This window comes from Nocardia sp. CA-135398, assembly GCF_050955845.1.
GTDB lineage: Bacteria > Actinomycetota > Actinomycetes > Mycobacteriales > Mycobacteriaceae > Nocardia.
In genome coordinates this window covers 8,497,427-8,516,344 of the sequence record NZ_CP192084.1, presented here as the reverse complement: position 1 = coordinate 8,516,344, position 18,918 = coordinate 8,497,427, and the positions used below count along the sequence as shown (strand labels likewise).

The following is an 18,918-nucleotide window of genomic DNA, read 5'->3' as shown; positions in this document are numbered from 1 at the left end:
CTAACCGTCGACCGGTTCGTCTGCCAGCGCCACGAATACTTCGGCCGTGCGCGCGTCCGGATAATGTTCCACGTCACCGGTATAGGCGCGCACCAATCGACCGGCGGCCTCGGCATCCCATACCGCGCGCCAGATGGTGACGATGGTGTCGCCGAGATTGTCGCCGCTGAGCGTGAACCGGGCGAACCGTCCCGCGGGCACCCGCGCCAGCACATCGCCCGGTAGCAGGTCCGCGAGGGTGTGGCAGCGGTAGCCGACGATATGCGTCAGATAGGAGTTGATCTCCGGCGCGTGATCCACATACGCGGTCGTCGGCGGGCCGGGCAGCTTGCGGGCCAGATTGCGTTTCCACGCCTCCTCGACCTTGGCGCGGCGCGGTCCTTCGACCGCGAGCGCCGGGCTGCGCAGCACTGTGCCCGCCACAAGCGTCTCGGGACGGTCAACGACATTGAAATCCACCGGCGTGCCCCTATGTCTAGTCTGTCTCCAATTGGCGGCGCTCCCGGGCCCCCGTGGCCGCGGAAGCTACTTCCGGGCCTGACGCTCGCGCCGCGTGTCGTCGCTCGAGCGCATATCCTTCCTCATCGATCTCACGACGCCGGCGTCGGCCTGGTTTGGTTCCGGCGCGCCGCGCTCAGTTCACTCTGGCCAACGATGCTGCCACGTCATCCGTTCCCATGGCCCCGGTCGACCTACATTCATAGCGAACCGAACACGAGCAAGTTCACAGCTCCGGCGCGACCACGACGGAGCGAGTCTTACGAGCGGCCGCGAACACGCAGCGCCGGAGGCGCTGCCAACAACTCAGCCGGGCACCGGAATGCTGAATCCGGGGAAGATTTCGACTTCCTTTGTCGGCTCGGGGGCGGGCGGGATGATGATCACCGGTGCCGTGGAGGTGCTGGACGGCGGGTTCAGGATGTCGTAGCTGCCGCCGGAGGGTCTGCTGGTAGTCGGCTGACTGCCTTGCGCTGCCGATGCCGGGAACTGCTCGATCGGTGTGCCGTCGAGCGCGCCGTCCATGACCTGCTTCCAGATATCGGCGGGCAGCCCGGAGCCGTAGATGTCGGTACCGCGCGCGGTCTCGATCGGCTGGGACTGTTCGGTACCGACCCATACCGCCGTGGACAGCGACGGGGTGAAGCCGATCATCCACGCGTCCTTGTTCTCGTTCGACTCACCGAGCTGGGTGGTGCCGGTCTTGGCGGCCGATGGCCGACCGCCGGACAGGCTGTGCCCGTTGGAATACGCGGCGATCGGGATCATCGCCTCGGCGGTGCTGTCGGCGATGCCGCGCGGGATGCGCTGCTGACCGGACGGGAGTTGCTTGCCGACCTGGTGGTCGGGATCGCCCCGATCCAGCAGGACCCGGCCGTCGCCCGCGACCACCCGCTGCACGAAGTACGGCTGATGGTAGACACCGGAATTGGCGATCGTCGCGTAGGCCGAGGCCATATCGATGGGGCGAACGAGATACTGGCCCAACACGATTCCGTTGAGCGGTCGCCCGCCTTCCTCGGTGAGAGTTCTACCGGCCACGCCCGGAATCTCTTCCGGGATTCCGGCCTGATGGGCGGCATCGGCAATCGCCTTGGGGCCGTCGAACATCGACATGGTCAGTCGATAGAAGCTGGTGTTGAGTGAACGCTTCAGCGCCTCGGCCATGGTGCACTTGCCGCATGATTCGCCGTCCACATTGGTGATCTTGGTGCCGCGATCGGTCACCGGTGAACTGTCGAGTATCCGGGTGAGCGGAATATTCTGCTGCAGCGCCGCGATCACCGCGAAGACCTTGAATGCGGAGCCGGTCTGCAAGGGCGCCTGCGCGAAATCGAAGCCGGTACCGTCGGCGCCGCCGTAGTAGGCGCGCACCGCGCCGGAACGCGGGTCGATCGAAACGACCGCGCCGCGCAGTTCCGGCGGCTGCGGGTCGAGTCGGTCGTGGATCGCGTCGAGCGCGGCCTGCTGGGCCCTGGTGTCGATGGTGGTGGTGATCTGCAAGGCCCCGGTATTGAGTTCGCGCTCGCTGATTCCCGCGCTGCGCAGTTCCCGCAGCACCTGGCTGCGGATCAGGCCCTCCGGGCCGCGGGCCGTGTTGATGTCCGGGATTTCGGTGATCGGGACGATCTGCGGGAATACCGTCGCAGCACGCTCGCCGGGCGCGAGCGTGCTCATTTCGACCATGCCGTCGAGCACGTACTTCCAGCGCGTGGTCAGCTCGGTGAGGTGGGTCTCCGGATCCAGGATCGACGGCGTGCGGATGACCGAGGCCAGCACCGCGCCTTCGGCGAGCGTCAGCTGTGCTACCGGCTTGTTGAAATAGGCCTTCGCGGCCGCCGAGATCCCGTACGCGCCGCGCCCGTAATAGATGGTGTTGAGGTAGGCGGCGAGGATGTCGTCCTTACTCCATTGCCGCGCCATCTTGGCCGCGATGATCAGCTCGCGCATCTTCCTGGTCAGGGTGCGTTCGGAGCCGAGGAAGGCATTCTTCACATACTGCTGAGTGATGGTGGAACCGCCGCCCGCGTCTTCTTTGCCGAGGATATTGTCCCGTGCGGCGCGCAGGAATCCGCTGGCCGAGTAGCCGGGATTGGTATAGAAGTTGCGGTCCTCGGCCGAGAGCACCGCATCGCGCACCGGTTTCGGCACATCCGAGAGCGGTACCGGAATCCGATTGCCATCCGGCGGAACGACCTTCGCGATCACCGTGCTGCCGTCGGAGGTGAGGATGGTGGCGATCTGATTGGTCTGCACCGAATCGGGATCCGGGATTTCGGCGCTCCAGTAGACCAGCACGAACAGCAGCGACGGCACCGCGACGAAGGTGATGAACAGGGCGAGCAGTAGCCGTCGGAAGCGTTCGCCTCGGGTGCGCTTCGATCGATTGGCCGGTGTCGGTTGCGGCCGGGGCGATTTCGCGGAGCCGGGCGGTCGGGGCTTGTCCTTGCGTCGTGAGGTGCCGGTGTTGTGTTCGCTGAAGCCCGCCACGGAGGCATAGGGTGCCGGCATCGGTTTGCCCCGGCGACTGCCGCCGCGTCGCCACTTGCCGAACGAGCTCACGATCATCTCCTCCCGGAGCGTCGGTAAAACTCACCTGCACGGACACGATCGGAAATGACCCGAGATCGTATCACCGAGTATTACCGCCGCAACGGGATTCAACCGTGCGACAGGCGCATTAGCTCTTGACGCCGCCCGCGGTCAGACCGGAGATGATCCGGCGCTGGAACAGCAGCACCATGATGACCAGCGGAATCGTCACCATCGTGCCCGCGGCCATGATCGCGGCGTACGGCTGCACGAGCGGGTTGTTACCGGAGAAGCGCGCAATCGCGACGGTCACCGGTTCGGTCTTATCGCTGGAAAGCAGCCGGGCCAGCAGATATTCGTTGACCGATGCGATGAACGCCAGGATCGCGGTGGTGAATACCGCTGGCGCGGCCAACGGCAGCATGACCAGCCGGAATGCCTGCGTCTTGGTCGCGCCGTCGATGCGGGCGGCCTCCTCGAGTTCCCATGGCAGTTCGGCGAAGAACGAGGCCAGGATGTAGACGGTCATCGGCAGCACGAACGAGATGTTCGGGATGATCATCGCCTGGTATTCGCCGATCCAGCCGAGGTTGGTGAACAGCTGGAACAGCGGGGTGACCAGCACGACCACCGGGAACATCGACGCGGACAGGATGAGTCCGGAGACCAGGTACTTGCCCTTGAAGGTCAGCCGCGCCAGCGCATAGGCGGCGAGCACGCCGAGCACCAGCGCGACCGCCGTGGTCACCGCGCCGATGATGACGCTGTTGAGCAGCGCCTTGCCGAAGTCGTTGCCGCGGCTGGTGTCGAAGGCGTTGCGGAAGTTCTCCAGGGTGACGTGGGTGGGCCACGGAGTGTTGTCGAAGGTGTAGTCCGGATCGCGGAATGCGGTGACGGCCATCCAGTAGAACGGGGCCAGACCCCACACCAGCACGATCAGCGCACCCAGATACAGCCGCACCGGACCCAGGCGCTTGGTCCAAGGTGTCTGTGCCGCGGGCTTTTTGGTGCTCACGGTGCTCATCAGTGCGCCTCCCGCTGTTCTTCCTGGGTCCGAACGGCATTGGCGCCCAAGACCTTAACCAGCAGGAACGCCACCGCGAAGATCAGCAGGAAGGTGATCGTCGACAGTGCCGCCGCGCTATTGGGACCTTGCCGGACCTGTTCGACCACCAGCGCCGAAATCGGACGGGTGGACGGGTTGCCGAGCGTCATGATCGCGGGCAGGTCGTAGAGGCGCAGTCCGTCCATGGTGCGGAACAGCACCGCGACCAGCAGCGCGGGCTTGAGCAGCGGCAGCGTGATCTGGGTGAAGCGCTGCCAGGCCGAAGCGCCGTCGACCTTGGCGGCCTCGTACACATCGGCCGGAATCACCTGCAGACCGGCGAGCAGCAGCAATGCCATGAACGGCGTGGTCTTCCAGACATCGGCGGCGATGACCGCGAACCGGGCGGGCCAGGCCTCCGATGTCCAGAGGATGTGGGTGCCGAATACCCGGTTCACCACGCCGTCGTACTGGAACATGAACTCCCACAACCGGGCGGTGACCGCGGTCGGAATCGCCCACGGCACCAGCACCGCAGCGCGCAGCAGGGCCCGGCCCTTGAAGGTCTTGCCCATGACCATCGCCATGCCGAGGCCGAGGGTGGCCTCCAGGGTCACCGTGATCACCGTGAAGAACAGCGTCACGCCGATGGCCAGCCAGAACTGCGAGCCGAGATTGCCGGTCGGGCATGAGACGGTTTCGCCCGCCGCCTGACACTGCTGCAGCAGCCAGTGCGTGTAGTTCGAGAAGCCCGCGCTGCCGCCCTCGACGAACATGCCGGTCGCCGGGTCCAGTCCAGGATCCTTCTGGAACGACATGTACAACGCGCGGAATACCGGATAGCCCACGACCACCGCGAGGGTGATCAGCACCGGCGTGACGAACAACCACGCCTTACCGGAACGCCGCAACTCCAACGCCAAGGTGCCACCGAATCCGCGCTTCGTCGGCTGATCGCCGTCGCTCGACACGCGAGTGGCCGTTCCCGAAGGATCCGACACCGTTTCTCTCTCCTACGGGGTGGTCGGGTCCGCTCTTGTGCTCGCTACGATCCGGCTGTCTCGATGCCCTTTTGCATACCGTTGATCGCGTCGTCGACGGACTTGGTTCCGTTCAACGCAGCATAAGCGTTGTCCTGGATGGCCTTCGACACCGCCGGGTAGAACGGGGTGACCGGACGCGGCACCGCGTTGGCGATCGAATCCTTGAGCGCGGGCAGGTACGGCATCTTCGCGATCAGCGCCGGATCGTCGTACATCGACGCGCGCACCGAGGGCAGCGCACCGGCCGCGACGATGTGCTGGGCGTCCTCGCTGATCAGGTAGCGCAGGAAGTCGAGTGCGGTGGCCTTGTTCTTGGAGAACGCGCTGATTGCCGCGTTGTAGCCGCCGAGGGTCGATGCGCCGACGCCGTTCTCGCCGGGCAGCGGCGCGACGCCGAACTTGTCCTTGACCGCGGAGGATTCCGCACCCGCGTCACCGAAGGTGGACGGCCAGTTGCGCATGAAGAGCAGCTTGCCGGTGTTGAAGGCGTTGGCGCTCTCCGGCTCCTTGAAGGTGATGGCTTCCTTCGGGATATCGCCGTTGCGGTAGGCGTCGACGAGCTCCTTGAGCCCGGCGCGCGCCTGCGGGGTGTTTACGGTCGGGGTCTTGCCGTCCGCGCCGACGAAGGTGCCGCCGTAGGCGTTGATGGCCTCGGCCGCGTTCACCGTCAGGCCCTCGTACGGTGCGAGCTGGCCCGCGTAGCAACCCATATTGTTCTGCTTGGCGATCGGGCACTGCGCCAGCATCTCGCTCCAGGTCTTGGGCGGATTCGGCACCAGATCCTTGCGGTAGAACAGCAAGCCGCCGTTGGTGTTTCGCGGTGCGGCGTAGAGGGTGTTGTTGTAGGTGGCGCTGGCGACCGTGGGGGACAGCAGTGCCGAGGTGTCGATATTGAAGGTGTCCTTCAGCGGCTGGATCCAGCCCTTCGCGGCGAATTCCGCGGTCCACGGCACGTCCAGGGCGACCACGTCGTAGGTGGACTGCTTGGAGCGCATGTGCTCGACCAGGTCGTCGTACTGCTGCGACGCGTCGTTGGACTGCTCCTTGAAGGTGACTTGCTCATCCGGGTGCGAGGCGTTCCAGCGCTCGATCAGCTGCTTGACCGCGCCGGTTTCGGTGGTGTCCTTGCCCTCCACGTAGGTGATCGGGCCCCGGCCGGTGAGGTTTTGGCTGGACGGATTGCCGCCGCTATCGCTGGAGCAGGCGCTGGTGAACGTCGCCGTGAGCAGCGCAACGGAGGCGGCTGCCAACGCCGCTCGCGGTACGAGCGACGAACGTAGGGACGTCACCTTTTTCAAAGCCATCGCGAACACTCCAAGGTCGAGACGTGAGCAGCAGCACACCCTGCAGGTGCACAAGGCAAGATACATGGTTGTTATATGCGACGCAGCAGTTGCCTGGCTGTGTTGTTTTTGCGGCGCCTGCGGCGCCGCGTGTTCGCGGCCCCCCGATGTCTCGCGTCCGAGCCGTCGAGACTCGCGACTTCGTCGCATGCGCTTCGACGGCTCGGACGCGAGACGGGCCGCGAACGTCGCTCGTAAGACTCGCTCCGTGGGGGTCGGTGGTGGCGGGAGGGTTCGGCGCCTAGTGCACGCGTGCTGGATGGTCGAGTTCGGCGCTTGCGTCGCATGCGCTTCGACGGCTCGGACGCGAGACGGGCCGCGAACGGGTCGCTCGTAAGACTCGCTCCGTTGGGCTGGGTCGGGTGTCACAGTTTCGCGGACGCTCTCGCTCGTTACGCTGGCTGTCGATGACTTCGCCGAATGCGGTTCCGGACCGGATGCTCACCCGGATCGGTGGGTTGCTGCGCCAAGCCGAATCGACCGATAACGAGCACGAGGCCGAGGCATTTCTGGCCGCGGCCCAGCGGTTGGCGACCAGGTCCTCGATCGACCTCGCGGTCGCCCGCGCGCATATCGCCGGACGTGAGCGCAGGCCGACTCCGGTGCAGCGGATGATTCCGATCGGCGAACCCGGCAAGAAGGGGCTGCGCACCTACGTGCAGTTGTTCGTGGCGATCGCCGCGGCCAATGATGTGCGCTGCGATGTCGCGCGCACGTCGACGCAGGTCTACGCGTACGGCTTCGACTCCGATATCGATACCTGTGAAGCTCTCTACGCCAGTCTGCTGGTACAGATGGTCCGTGCGTCGGATCAGTACATCAAATCGGGGCAGTATCGGTCGGCCACCGTCGAAAAGATCGTCACGGAGAAACACTGGGGCCGAAAGGTGCAGCGGCGTGTGCAAGCGCCGGTGGCGGCGGTCACCGCGCGGCTGAACTTTCAGATGGCGTTCGCGGCGCGGATCGGCCGCCGTCTGGCCGAGGTCAAGGCCGAGGTGGAGGCCGAGGTTGTGCCCGAAACCGGCGCGGCGGGTACGGCATTGGCCCTGCGTAACAAGGAAATCGAGCTCACGGACTTCTATAAGAAGACCTCCGATGCCCGTGGTACCTGGCGCGGTCCGCAGGCGTCGGCCGGACATTCGGCGGCCGCTCGGCGTGCGGGTGATCGGGCCGGTAAGGCGGCGCGTCTCGGGAACTCTCCCGAACTCGGCGCGGCGCGTGGGCAATTGCCCGGTGGGACGAAATGAGTTTCATTGTGTGACATGCGAATTGCCCAGCGCAGCGTGGGTGAGCTCGGCAACGGGTCTGCGAGCTGGGTCCGGTGAGTGCGCGAGATATCCAGCGCGCCAAGGTGTATGACGCCGAGCAGCTGGTGCGGGGTGTATTCGATCGAGCCGACGAAAACGGTAATCGCACGGTCGAGCTCTACGGCTCACATCTCACGTTGCCGGTCGAGCGCCGCTTCGCGTCCGTCGAATCGGTGCAGGTCTACACCGATAAGGTGCTCGGCCTCAATTGGGTTCGGGCGCAATGGGACCGCGCCGCCACACCCGTCCGGGTCCGCTCGCGTGCCGGAACCTCAGCCGCCCACTACGAGGCCGCGGATGCGGTGCTGGCCGTTCCCTTGCACACCGGCGCCACGGCATGGGCCCTGCGTGAACTGGTGATCCTGCACGAACTGGCCCATCACCTCGAGCCCGCCGCCGCATCGGTGGCTCCCCATGGCCCCGAATTCTGCGGCCGCTACTTGGACCTCGTCGACGGCATTATCGGACCGGAGGCCGCCCTGCTGCTCCGCTCCAGCCTGCTCGGCTGCGGCGTCCGCCTCGGCTGATGCCGCCCCGCCGCAGGATCGCGGCGTGTCTGCGGCGGTCTGTGGTTTGCGGTAACTGATTTTTGGGGGTGGACATACGAACTTGCGGTGCTCGGGAGTGGTGTCCGCCTGAGCTGACGGCTCATGCGCTGCGCAGCCGTGCCGTGTCTGCCCGTTGTGCGCGGTCGCGGCTCGCTGGGTATCGAAGAAGCGCGACACAAACTCGCCGCGCCTCAGCTGTGCGCGCTGGGTCGTATCGTGCCGGTGGTTGCGCCCGCCGGTAGCGGATTGTCGGGGTGGACATACGAACTCGCGGTGCTCGGGTGTGGTGTCCGCCTCTGCGGTGTCCAGCGTCGTTCGAGCGACATGGTTGCGCAACGCCGATCTGGTGGCGCGTTCGGCGTGGTCTGCTGCTCGCAGTTGCGGACTATCTTCGCGCGACGGTCACTTGGGTGGGGGCAGGGTGCGGACGCGGGTAAGTCGGTCCTCCCACCAGCGGATTCGTGCTGGGCCGGGGTGGTGGTAGCGCTCCAGCAAGGTCGGGTCGGGGGTGGGGGGTGTTTTCGGGACCGGCATGAAGCCGTCGACCGGGCGGAGTGAATCGTGTACGAGATCGCCGTCGAGGAGGGATAAAGTGCCCAGGCCGCAGGCGAATTCGAGTTCGGGTAAGGCGGCGGCGAGGGCGAGTTGAGCGGCCAGGCCGACGCTGGTTTCCAGGGCGGAGGAGACTACGCACGGCAGTCCGGCGGCCTCGGCGACTTGGAGCGCCCGACGGACACCGCCTAGCGGGGTGCATTTGAGGACTGCGATATCCGCGGCTCCCGCTACCGCCACACGCAGGGGATCTTCGGCGCGGCGGATGGATTCGTCGGCGGCGATTCGCACATCGACACGGCGCCGCACCGCGGCCAACTCCTCGATGGTGCGGCACGGTTGCTCGACGTACTCCAAACCACCTGCGGCACGGTCGATCTGCTCGATATGCGTGACGGCCGTCTCGACATCCCAGACCGCATTGGCGTCCACCCGTATCGCGCCCGCCGGCCCCAGCGCATCCCGGACCGCCTCGACCCGCGCCAGATCCTCAGCCAGCGAGTCGGGATGATCGGCAATCTTCACCTTCGCGGTGCGACATCCGGACCCGGCCACAATCGCATGCGCGCGTTCCGGATCGACCGCGGGCACCGTGCAATTGATCGGAATTCGTTCCCGCACCGGCTCCGGCCACCCCAGCGTCACCTGCTCGACCGCGGTCGCCAGCCATCCGGCGGCCTCGCGATCATCATATTCGGGAAACGGACAGAACTCCCCCCACCCGAGCGGCCCCTTGATCAACATCCCCTCGCGCACCGTGATGCCGCGGAACCGGGTCCGCATCGGAATGGCGTAGACGAAGGTATCGGTCATCACCTGCAGCCTAGCGAGCGCGATGTCGCCCCCCGCACCGCGCGCCCGCCGCAGCTGGCAAGGCCGAATCGACCGATGATCCACCCACGTACCGAGTTCGGCTGCCTGCTCGGCATTCTCGTGGCGGCCGTAGCTGATGACGCCATCGGAATAGACCGCCCCACCCGCAGTGTGCCCTACCGGGGGACACCGTGCCCTGGGCAGGGAACGCCGAGGCTGGACAGACGATCACCATGTACTGGCTCAGATAAACATCGAGAAGGCCCGCCACCAATTGCATTCTCGTGGGCTGGCCCGTGTGGTGTGCCGGAGCAGGAGTTACACGTCATGCTGGGGTATGGGGTCGGGTCAGTGGGAGCTGCGGGTGGCGAGTGCGGTTCGCGCGGTGCTCGGGGCGGTGTTCGCGGCTGGGTTCGGCTGGGTGGTGGCGTGTTTTGTGCCGCTGTATGAATTTCTCGGGCGTGATGCTGATCCCGATGGGGGTGTGCGCTACCTGCCGGTCGCGTATTGGGTCGCGTGGGTCGGGATCGCGTTTTCCGTAGTCGTGGTGGGCATCAGGGTGGTGGAGAAAATCCGCCATCGACGCCGGATTGCGTGGACGCCATTGGTCGCGGTGCCGTTGATTGCCGAGTCGTGGTTGCTCGGCTTTCTGATTGCGGTGGTACTGGTTTCGATCTGAGCCCGCGGCACCGAAACCGGTGCCGCGGCACTCGCTGACTCAGAGCCGTTCGATAATGGTGGCGTTCGCCAAACCGCCTGCCTCACACATGGTTTGCAGACCGTAGCGGGCGCCGCGCTCCTGCATGGCGTGCACCAGTGTGGTCATCAGTCGTGCGCCGGAAGCGCCGAGTGGATGACCGATGGCGATGGCGCCGCCGTTCACATTCACCTTCGACATGTCCGCACCGGTGTCGTGTGCCCAGGCCAGCACCACCGGTGAGAACGCCTCGTTGATCTCGACCAGATCGATATCGGAGAGCTGGAGTCCGGCACGCTGCAATACCTTTCGCGTCGCCGGGATGACGGCGGTCAGCATGAGCAGCGGATCGTCACCGGCCACCGCGAAACTGTGCAGCCGGGCCAGCGGCTTCAGTCCGAGTTCCGCGGCGCGTTCGCTGGTCATGATCAGCACGGCCGCGCTGCCGTCGCTGACCTGGCTCGCGGTCGCGGCGGTGATCTGCCAGCCGATTTCCGGGAAGCGCGCGGCCATCGCCTCGTCGTAGTAGGCGGGACGCAGTTTGCCGAGGGTTTCCAGGGTGCTGCCGACCCGGATGCCCTCATCGGTTTCCAACCCGGCGATGGGGGCGAGCTGACTGCTGAACGAGCCGTTCTTCGTTGCCAGCGCCGCCTTTTCGTGGCTGCCGAGGGCGAATTCGTCGAGCTGATTGCGGGTGAGCCCCCAGCGGGCCGCGATCAGTTCGGCGCTGATGCCCTGGGACACCAGTCCCTCCGGATAACGCTCGGCGAAGCCGACACCGGAGAAGTCTTCGGATCCGATCATGTTCGCGCCCATGGGAATTCGTCCCATCGACTCGACACCGGCCGCGACCACGATGTCGTACGCGCCGGCGATGACGCCCTGTGCGGCGAAATGAATGGCCTGCTGACTGCTGCCGCATTGGCGATCGACCGTGGTCGCCGGTACCGATTCCGGATAGCCGGCGGCGAGCGCCGCACGCCGGGTCATATTCGCGCCCTGTTCGCCGATCTGGGTGACGATGCCGCCGATCACATCATCGATGAGTGCGGGATCGATGCCGCTGCGGTCGACTACCGCGCGCAGGCTGTGGGCGAGCAGGTCCACCGCGTTGACGTTATGCAGTGCCCCGTTCGGCTTCCCCTTGCCGATCGGCGTGCGTACCGCTTCGACAATCACCGCGTCTCTCATGGTGGTTCCTTTCGAACCGCGAGCCGAGCTCCACTGCCTGGCTCTATTGGCTTATAGTCAGGTTAACGTCTGGATATAGTCGACTCAAGCCAGATATCGCTATGATGTTCGTCATGGCAGCCGTGATGGAAGGACCGTTGGCCGATCTGAGCGCGTGGAAACCCATCGAATGCTCGATCGCGAAGGCGATGGATCTCATCGGTACCCGCTCGGCGATCCTGATCCTGCGCGAGGCCTACTACGGCACCACCCGCTTCGACGGTTTCGCCGCCCGGGTCGGCATCACCGATGCCGCCGCATCCGGCCAGCTCCGCAAGCTCACCGACGCTGGTCTGCTCGCCAAGCGGCCGTATCAGGAGGAGGGTAAGCGGACCCGTCACGAGTACGTGCTGACGGATATGGGTCGCGATCTACTGCCCGTGGTGCTGGCGCTCATGCAGTGGGGCGATGCCTACCTGCAGGCGGGCCCCGCGCCGCTGCTGTTGGTCGAGGAGTCCAGCGGCGCGCCGGTTCGGGTGCAGGTGCGCAGCGAAACAGGTCGCGAAATCGACCTGGAGGATCTCGGCATACGACTCAACCCCGAGTATTCACGCGCCCGATCGGCGAAATGATCGCCCGACCTATGTGCGTGTCGAATCGGTCCGCAGCTCAGATCTGCTCCGGCGACGTCAGCCGGTGACCACCGCGTAGTTGATGTCCTCGGTGCCGAACTTGTTGTAGAGGTTGATCCATAGCAGCACGAGGGGTTCGGTGCTCCGCGCGGTCACCACGCCGCCCAGGTCGATGATCTGCTCATCGGACCAGCCGAAGGATTTCAGCAGCGCCGCCACCTCGGCCTTGGCCGATTCGTCATCGCCGCTCAGAAAGACATTGTGCCGCCCCGGAATTCGGGACGGATCGACCATGAGCTGGTTGTTCATGCTGTTGAGGGTCTTCACCACCCGCGCTTCCGGAAACGCCTGCTGGATCGCCTCGGCGACACTGCCCGCCTCGGGCGTGGCCAATTTCGGCGGGAATCCACCGGAGAAATCCAGGGCATTCGACACGTCGACCAGCACTTTCCCGCTCAGATTCGCCGCACCCGCGGCGGTGAGCGCGGCCAGCGACACGGTGCCGGACGTCGCATTGATCACCAACTCGGCATCGGCCGTGGCATCGGCGAAAGTGCCATGGGCCCCACCGGTTTCGTTCGCCCAGTCGGTCGCCGCCGCATTATCTGCGGTCCGAGATCCGAGCGTCACCGCGTGACCGAGCTCGACCAGCTTGCTCGCCAGCCTGCGCCCGACCTGCCCGGTACCGAGCACCGCAATCTTCAACGTCCACTCCTCGCGCCGATCTCCGTTGAGCGTCGAGTTTACGAACGCGGCTCGGTATTCGGGTGGCCTTCCGCCGTGGGCGAACGCCAACGGTGTCGACTCCACGAGGGCGGTGAATCCGCGCGCGCTGATATCCCGTAGGACGTTCCGGGTTGGCGAAAGTGCACGCGCGGCGGTTCAGGACAGGCGGCGACCGTCGACGGCGGAGAAGAAGTAGGTGTGCTCCGGTGTGGGCGTCAACTGGACCCGGTTGCCCTTCGCCGGCGGGTTGCGCCAATCCGCCCGCGCCACAATGGTTTCGCCCGCGCCGTTCGTCACGCCCTCGGCGATGGTGCGGCCGTAGATGTACGCGTCGGAGCCGAGCTCCTCGACGACATCGACCTCCATCTGGATGCCCGACTTGTCCTGCGCCGCACCGATCTCCAGGTGCTCGGGCCGCACGCCGACCACCACCGAACCCTCGGCGGCATCGGCGACCGACCGTGGCACCGGCAGCGTGGCGCCGCCGAGCTCGACCGTGCCGTCGGCGACTGGCAGTGTGAACAGATTCATCGCGGGCGAACCCATGAACCCGGCGACGAAGACATTCGCCGGATCCCGGTACAGATCGCGCGGTGTCGCGCACTGCTGCAGCAGTCCGTCCTTGAGCACCGCGACCCGGTCGCCCATGGTCATCGCCTCGACCTGGTCATGCGTGACGTACACGGTGGTGGTGCCGAGGCGACGCTGCAGCTGTGCGATCTGGGTGCGGGTCTGCACCCGCAGCTTGGCGTCCAGATTCGACAGCGGCTCGTCCATCAGGAATACCTGCGGCTGGCGCACGATCGCCCGGCCCATCGCGACGCGCTGACGCTGACCGCCCGACAGCGCCTTGGGCTTGCGATCCAGAAACGGCTCGAGGTCGAGCAGTTTGGCCGCTTCCAGCACCCGGCGCTCCTTCTCCGCCTTGGCGACCTTGGCGAGTTTGAGCGCGAAGCCCATATTCTCCGCGACGGTCATATGCGGGTAGAGCGCGTAGTTCTGGAACACCATGGCGATATCGCGTTCCTTGGGTTCGGCATGGGTGACGTCGTTGGCGCCGATCAGAATGCGCCCGTCGTCGACATCCTCGAGTCCGGCGAGCATCCGCAGCGAGGTCGACTTACCGCAGCCGGACGGACCGACCAGCACGAGGAATTCCCCGTCGGCGATCTCCAGATTCAGCTTGTCGACGGCGGGTTTGGTCGAGCCGGGGTAGAGCCGGGTCGCGCTATCGAAGGTCACGGTGGCCATGACAAATCACATCCCATCACCGGCAGGAACGTGCCGGACGATCCGAGTAAGGGTTGACCGGCGATATTACTGGATGTGCTCGCTTCGCACACGATGCGCTCGAGTTCGCGCAGAAATCGGCCGCCGCGAAGCGGGAACCCGACAGCGACCTTGTGAATAAGGTTGCATACGTTCAGGAAAACGGAACCAGATCGAGCGAGGAGCAGACTCATGACCCGACCGGTTCGAATCGGCGTACAGCTACAGCCCCAGCACGCCGCGGACTATGGACTCCTGCGCGATGCCGTACTGCGCGCGGAGGACGCGGGCGTCGACATCGCCTTCAACTGGGATCACTTCTATCCGCTTACCGGCGACCACAACGGCGCGCATTTCGAATGCTGGACCATGCTGGGCGCCTGGGCCGAGCAGACCGAACGGATCGAGATCGGCGCGCTGGTCACCGGCGGCGGTTACCGCAATCCCGATCTGCTCGCCGATATGGCGCGCACGGTGGACCACATCAGCAATGGCCGACTCATTCTCGGCATCGGCGCCGGATGGTTCCAGAAGGACTATGACGAATACGGCTACGAATTCGGCACGCCGGGAACCCGACTCGCGCTGCTGAAGGCGAATATGGCCCGGCTCACCGCCCGGCTGAAGAAGCTGAACCCGCAGCCGACCCGCGATATCCCGATCCTGATCGGCGGCGGTGGCGAGAAGAAGACGCTGCGGCTGGTCGCGCAGTACGCCGATATCTGGCACACCTTCGCCGACCTCGACGCGCTCGCGCACAAGAACAAGGTGCTCACCGATCACTGCGCGGATGTCGGCGCCGATCAGGCGAAGATCGAGCGCTCGGTGCAATGGCCGGGTGCGGAGCGGGCGTCGACGTTCGTCGAGGCCGGGGTGAGTCTGTTCACCATCGGGGTGAGCGGGCCGAAGTTCGACCTGAGTGAGGTCGAGCGGGCGATTCGTTGGCGGGACGAAGTCAATCCGGAGCCGGTCAGAGGGTTGGCCTGAGCCGGGGAGCCGATCGCGAGGGTCGTGCTCTTCGGCGGCGTAACGCCGGTCGGCGACCGGGTTCTAATCACCGTGATCCGAACTCCGGGATCGGGTGACGATGCCGCGTCCGCGCACGCCCTGCGCCCGCATGCCCTGACAGCGAGGTGCGCACGCCACGGGGTAGCTGCCTATCAGCGCCTGATCGGACGCTAGGGTTGCTCGTCATGGCTGGTCTGCCCGCTGTGCGGTCTCGTGCGTTGATCGCCGTGCTATTGCTTGCCGTCGGCCTCGCCGCCACGGCCTGCGGTTCCGGCGACGATTCCACCGATCGAAATCAATGCACGCCGCCCGGACTGAGCGCGGCATCGGCCGCACCGACGAACCTCGGCTCGGCGGCCTCGGCGGGGGCGGACAAATACACCACCGCCTCCGCGTTGCCGGTGTCGGCGATCGATACCGGCAAGCTGCGGCTCATCACGCCGGGCAAGCTCACCGTGGGCACCCTCTCGGACGCACCGCCGAGCATCTGCCTGAACTCGGCGGGATCGTTCACCGGCTTCGACAATGAGCTACTGCGGGCGATCGGCGCGAAACTCGGTCTCCAGGTGGAGTTCTCGGGCACCGAATTCGCGCCGCTGCTCTCGCAGGTCTCCGGCGGTCGGTTCGATGTCGGTTCGTCGAATATCACCACCACCGCGGAGCGGCGCGAACGCGTCGGATTCACCAATGGTTACGACTTCGGGTACTTCTCGCTCGTCGTCCCCAATGGCAGTGCCATCAAGGGCTTTTCGGATCTGGGGCGTGGCAACCGGATCGCCGTCGTGCAGGGCACGGTGCAGGACGATTATGTGGTCAACCAGCTGCATCTGGATCCGGTGAAGTTCCCGGACTACGCCACCGCGTACGCGAATCTCAAATCCGGTCAGGTCGATGCCTGGGTCGCGCCGTCGGCGCAGGCCGAGGGGCAGGTGCATTCGGGTGACGGCACCACCATCAGCCAGAACACCTTCAGCCTGGACAATTTCGTCGGCTACGCGGTCGCCAAGAACAACCAGCCGCTGATCGACGCGCTCAACAGCGGCCTCGACGCCGTGATCGCCGACGGCACCTACGCCAAGCTCTACGCCGACTGGGTGCCGAGGCAGCTGCCGCCCGGTTGGAAGCCGGGCTCGAAAGCCGCACCCGCGCCGCAACTCCCGGACTTCGCCGCCATAGCCGCGGAGAAGAAGACCACCGACAGCGGGCAGGACGCACCGAAATCGACGTTGCGGCAGTTGAAGGAGACGTTCTTCGACTGGTCGCTGTACCGCAAGGCATTTCCCGATCTGTTCAAGACCGGTTTGCCGAATACTTTGATCCTGGCAGTGGTTTCGGGCGTGCTCGGCACCGTCCTCGGCATGTTGCTCGCGGTCGCCGGCATTTCCCGGACGCGCTGGTTGCGCTGGCCGGCAAGGGTTTACACCGATATTTTCCGTGGCCTGCCCGCGGTGGTGATCATCCTGATCATCGGACTCGGCATCGGACCGGTTGCTCGCAATATCACCGGCAACAACCCGTATTGGCTCGGTGCGGTCGCGCTGGCATTGCTGGCCTCGGCCTATATCGGTGAGATCTTCCGCTCCGGTATCCAATCCGTGGAGGCTGGTCAGCTGGAGGCCGCGCGTGCCATCGGCTTCGGCTACCGCCAGGCGATGACGTTGGTAGTGATTCCGCAGGGTGTGCGCCGGGTGTTGCCCGCGCTGATGAACCAATTCATCGCGCTGATCAAGGATTCCTCGCTGATCTACTTCCTCGGACTGCTCGCGACTCAGCGCGAACTGTTCGCGGTGGGGCGAGATCTCAACGCGCAGACCGGAAATCTCTCCCCGCTGGTCGCCGCCGGTCTGGTCTACCTGCTGCTGACCATCCCGCTCACGCACCTGGTCAACTACATCGACCACCGGATGCGCACCGGCCGACCCGACCAGCCCATCGACCAGGTCGAGGCGGCCACGATCACGGAAGGGCGCGGATAGAGCATGAGTGCATCTCTCACCGGAACCGGTCTGCATCTGACGCTTGGTCACAATCATGTGCTGCGCGGCGTCGATATCCATGTCGAAGCGGGTAAGACCACCACTGTCATCGGGCCGTCCGGCTCCGGCAAGTCGACATTGTTGCGGGTACTGAACCGGCTGCACGAACCCGATCAGGGGGATGTGCTGCTGGACGGCAAGTCGGTGCTGACCGAGGATCCGGATAAACTGCGCCAGCGCATCGGCATGGTGTTCCAGCACTTCAACCTCTTCCCGCACAAGACGGTCGCGGAGAATGTGGCGCTCGGCCCGCGCAAGCTGCGCGGGCTGTCCAAGGATGCCGCCCGGGCGCTTGCCGTCGAGCAGCTCGAAGTGGTCGGCCTGGCCGAGAAGGCCGATTCGCGCCCGTCGAATCTGTCCGGTGGGCAGCAGCAGCGGGTCGCGATCGCGCGTGCGCTGGCCATGCAACCGGAGATCATGTTCTTCGACGAGGCCACCTCGGCGCTGGATCCGGAGCTGGTGAAGGGCATTCTCGCGCTGATGGCCGATCTGGCTACCCAGGGGATGTCGATGGTCGTGGTGACCCACGAAATGGGTTTCGCGCGCAGCGTCTCCGACAGCGTGCTGTTCATGGACGCTGGTCAGGTGGTCGAAACCGGCACTCCCGACGCGCTGTTCGACAACCCGGGGACACCACGACTGCAGCGCTTCCTCTCCCAGGTTCTGTGACCGCCAGCACACCACTAGTAAACTCGATAGATGCGCACCTGCTAATGTGTCGTCACGCTCGGCGCCACATATCCAGCAATGGGAAACGAGGAGGTCCGATGACCACAGCGCATCGCGAGCACACCGAACACCAGCACGTCCACGGCCCCGGCTGCGGCCATACCGAAGTCCCGCACGGCGACCACACCGACTACGCCCACGACGGCCACCTGCACCGCGAACACAACGGTCACTGGGACGAATGCGAACCCGCCGCCCACACCGAACACACCGGCCACAACCACACCCACGGCCCCGATTGCGGCCACGAAGCCGTTCAACACGGCGACCACGTCGACTACCTCCACGACGGCCACCGCCACGCCGCCCACAACGGTCACTACGACGACCACTGAGTCCGTCGCGCCGAGCTGCGGTCGCGGCTCGACGCAGCCGGAATCGATTCGCCGCACTCCTCGGATTCGAGTAGAGATGGCGAGATGGGGATCGGTAATCCACGGCTGCACGTGCGGCTGCTGACGCCCGAGGACTGGGCAACATTTCGGAGCATCCGCCTGCGCTCCCTTGCCGATGCGCCACAGGCCTTCGGCGCGACGTTGGAGGAGGCGCGCGGTAGATCCGACCAGGTCTGGTCGGATCTGCTGGCGCAGCGCGCGCAGTTCGTGGCGAGTATCGACGGCATCGATGTCGGGACGGTCGGCGGGCACGATGATCCCGAACGACCTGGGGCGCACCTCATTTCGATGTGGGTCGCCGAAAAGTCCCGGGGCACCGGCATTTCGGATCGTTTGGTGCGCTCGGTGGTCGACTGGGCCGTCGATGCCGGGCATCGCAAGGTGTGGTTGGAGGTCGCCGCGGGCAATACGGCGGCCGAGCGGCTATATCTGCGGCACGGCTTCGTGCGGACGGGCGTGCAGGGGACGGTCGCTCCCGACGATCCGCGGCCGGAATTCGAGATGCTCTTGAACCTGTCAGGCGCAGCCCGCCGACCGCATACGTATAGGTCGGTGAAAAGTACTTATAGATGACT

General features: G+C 65.6%; 18 protein-coding genes. 9 read left to right on the top strand and 9 right to left on the bottom strand.

The window, feature by feature from the left end; genetic code table 11:
* From ACQP1T_RS37870 to ACQP1T_RS37850, 5 genes are all read right to left on the bottom strand, one after another.
* Entirely contained in the window at nucleotides 1–459 is a 459-nt protein-coding gene (locus tag ACQP1T_RS37870) for a GyrI-like domain-containing protein (RefSeq protein ID WP_062993160.1), read from the bottom strand.
* A gap of 345 nt (nucleotides 460–804) precedes the next feature.
* Complete coding sequence (locus ACQP1T_RS37865; protein WP_433757751.1) at nucleotides 805–3,066, bottom strand: transglycosylase domain-containing protein; 2,262 nt, start codon at nucleotides 3,064–3,066, stop codon at nucleotides 805–807.
* Nucleotides 3,067–3,178: 112 nt separating this feature from the next.
* Entirely contained in the window at nucleotides 3,179–4,054 is an 876-nt protein-coding gene (locus ACQP1T_RS37860) for a carbohydrate ABC transporter permease (RefSeq protein ID WP_433757750.1), read from the bottom strand.
* The gene (locus ACQP1T_RS37855) at nucleotides 4,054–5,076 is read right to left on the bottom strand and encodes a carbohydrate ABC transporter permease (protein WP_433757749.1); all 1,023 of its coding nucleotides are present in this window, start codon (nucleotides 5,074–5,076) and stop codon (nucleotides 4,054–4,056) included. Before ACQP1T_RS37855 ends, ACQP1T_RS37860 begins: the two co-directional genes overlap by 1 nt.
* A gap of 44 nt (nucleotides 5,077–5,120) precedes the next feature.
* Entirely contained in the window at nucleotides 5,121–6,422 is a 1,302-nt protein-coding gene (locus tag ACQP1T_RS37850) for an ABC transporter substrate-binding protein (RefSeq protein WP_433757748.1), read from the bottom strand.
* A gap of 446 nt (nucleotides 6,423–6,868) precedes the next feature.
* Here ACQP1T_RS37850 and ACQP1T_RS37845 point away from each other — a divergent pair, with 446 nt between their 5' ends.
* Together ACQP1T_RS37845 and ACQP1T_RS37840 are read left to right on the top strand one after the other, a co-directional pair.
* A complete protein-coding gene (locus ACQP1T_RS37845) occupies nucleotides 6,869–7,708 on the top strand; it encodes a DUF2786 domain-containing protein (RefSeq protein ID WP_433757746.1) in 840 nt (279 codons plus the stop codon).
* Between the two features lie 74 nt (nucleotides 7,709–7,782).
* Nucleotides 7,783–8,295: a TIGR04338 family metallohydrolase gene (locus tag ACQP1T_RS37840; protein WP_433757745.1), complete on the top strand. Its 513-nt coding sequence runs from the start codon at nucleotides 7,783–7,785 to the stop codon at nucleotides 8,293–8,295.
* A gap of 423 nt (nucleotides 8,296–8,718) precedes the next feature.
* Here the strand turns inward: ACQP1T_RS37840 and ACQP1T_RS37835 are convergent, their stop codons facing one another.
* Nucleotides 8,719–9,681 carry an o-succinylbenzoate synthase gene (locus tag ACQP1T_RS37835; protein WP_433757744.1) on the bottom strand — a complete coding sequence of 321 codons (963 nt, stop codon included), beginning with the start codon at nucleotides 9,679–9,681 and terminating at the stop codon, nucleotides 8,719–8,721.
* 385 nt (nucleotides 9,682–10,066) lie between these two features.
* Between ACQP1T_RS37835 and ACQP1T_RS37830 the strand changes: the two genes are divergently transcribed.
* Nucleotides 10,067–10,360, top strand: coding sequence for a hypothetical protein (locus ACQP1T_RS37830; protein WP_433757743.1), 294 nt, complete (start codon nucleotides 10,067–10,069; stop codon nucleotides 10,358–10,360).
* 39 nt (nucleotides 10,361–10,399) lie between these two features.
* Here ACQP1T_RS37830 and ACQP1T_RS37825 read toward each other — a convergent pair whose 3' ends face one another.
* Nucleotides 10,400–11,569, bottom strand: coding sequence for a thiolase family protein (locus ACQP1T_RS37825; protein ID WP_433757742.1), 1,170 nt, complete (start codon nucleotides 11,567–11,569; stop codon nucleotides 10,400–10,402).
* Between the two features lie 101 nt (nucleotides 11,570–11,670).
* Between ACQP1T_RS37825 and ACQP1T_RS37820 the strand changes: the two genes are divergently transcribed.
* Complete coding sequence (locus ACQP1T_RS37820; RefSeq protein WP_433757741.1) at nucleotides 11,671–12,180, top strand: winged helix-turn-helix transcriptional regulator; 510 nt, start codon at nucleotides 11,671–11,673, stop codon at nucleotides 12,178–12,180.
* Between the two features lie 57 nt (nucleotides 12,181–12,237).
* On the opposite strand, the gene ACQP1T_RS37815 is transcribed toward ACQP1T_RS37820, so the two are convergent.
* Both ACQP1T_RS37815 and ACQP1T_RS37810 read right to left on the bottom strand, forming a co-directional pair.
* Complete coding sequence (locus tag ACQP1T_RS37815) at nucleotides 12,238–12,885, bottom strand: NADPH-dependent F420 reductase (RefSeq protein WP_433757740.1); 648 nt, start codon at nucleotides 12,883–12,885, stop codon at nucleotides 12,238–12,240.
* A gap of 177 nt (nucleotides 12,886–13,062) precedes the next feature.
* Entirely contained in the window at nucleotides 13,063–14,157 is a 1,095-nt protein-coding gene (locus ACQP1T_RS37810; RefSeq protein ID WP_433757739.1) for an ABC transporter ATP-binding protein, read from the bottom strand.
* A 210-nt stretch (nucleotides 14,158–14,367) separates the two neighbouring features.
* Between ACQP1T_RS37810 and ACQP1T_RS37805 the strand changes: the two genes are divergently transcribed.
* From ACQP1T_RS37805 to ACQP1T_RS37785, 5 genes are all read left to right on the top strand, one after another.
* Nucleotides 14,368–15,162, top strand: coding sequence for an LLM class F420-dependent oxidoreductase (locus tag ACQP1T_RS37805; RefSeq protein ID WP_433757738.1), 795 nt, complete (start codon nucleotides 14,368–14,370; stop codon nucleotides 15,160–15,162).
* A gap of 206 nt (nucleotides 15,163–15,368) precedes the next feature.
* Entirely contained in the window at nucleotides 15,369–17,159 is a 1,791-nt protein-coding gene (locus tag ACQP1T_RS37800; protein ID WP_433757737.1) for an ABC transporter substrate-binding protein/permease, read from the top strand.
* A gap of 3 nt (nucleotides 17,160–17,162) precedes the next feature.
* Nucleotides 17,163–17,888, top strand: a complete 726-nt coding sequence (locus tag ACQP1T_RS37795; RefSeq protein WP_433757736.1) for an amino acid ABC transporter ATP-binding protein — start codon at nucleotides 17,163–17,165, stop codon at nucleotides 17,886–17,888.
* Between the two features lie 98 nt (nucleotides 17,889–17,986).
* Nucleotides 17,987–18,283 carry a hypothetical protein gene (locus ACQP1T_RS37790; protein WP_433757735.1) on the top strand — a complete coding sequence of 99 codons (297 nt, stop codon included), beginning with the start codon at nucleotides 17,987–17,989 and terminating at the stop codon, nucleotides 18,281–18,283.
* An 84-nt stretch (nucleotides 18,284–18,367) separates the two neighbouring features.
* Nucleotides 18,368–18,916: an N-acetyltransferase family protein gene (locus ACQP1T_RS37785; RefSeq protein WP_433757734.1), complete on the top strand. Its 549-nt coding sequence runs from the start codon at nucleotides 18,368–18,370 to the stop codon at nucleotides 18,914–18,916.
* Nucleotides 18,917–18,918 lie beyond the last annotated feature (2 nt).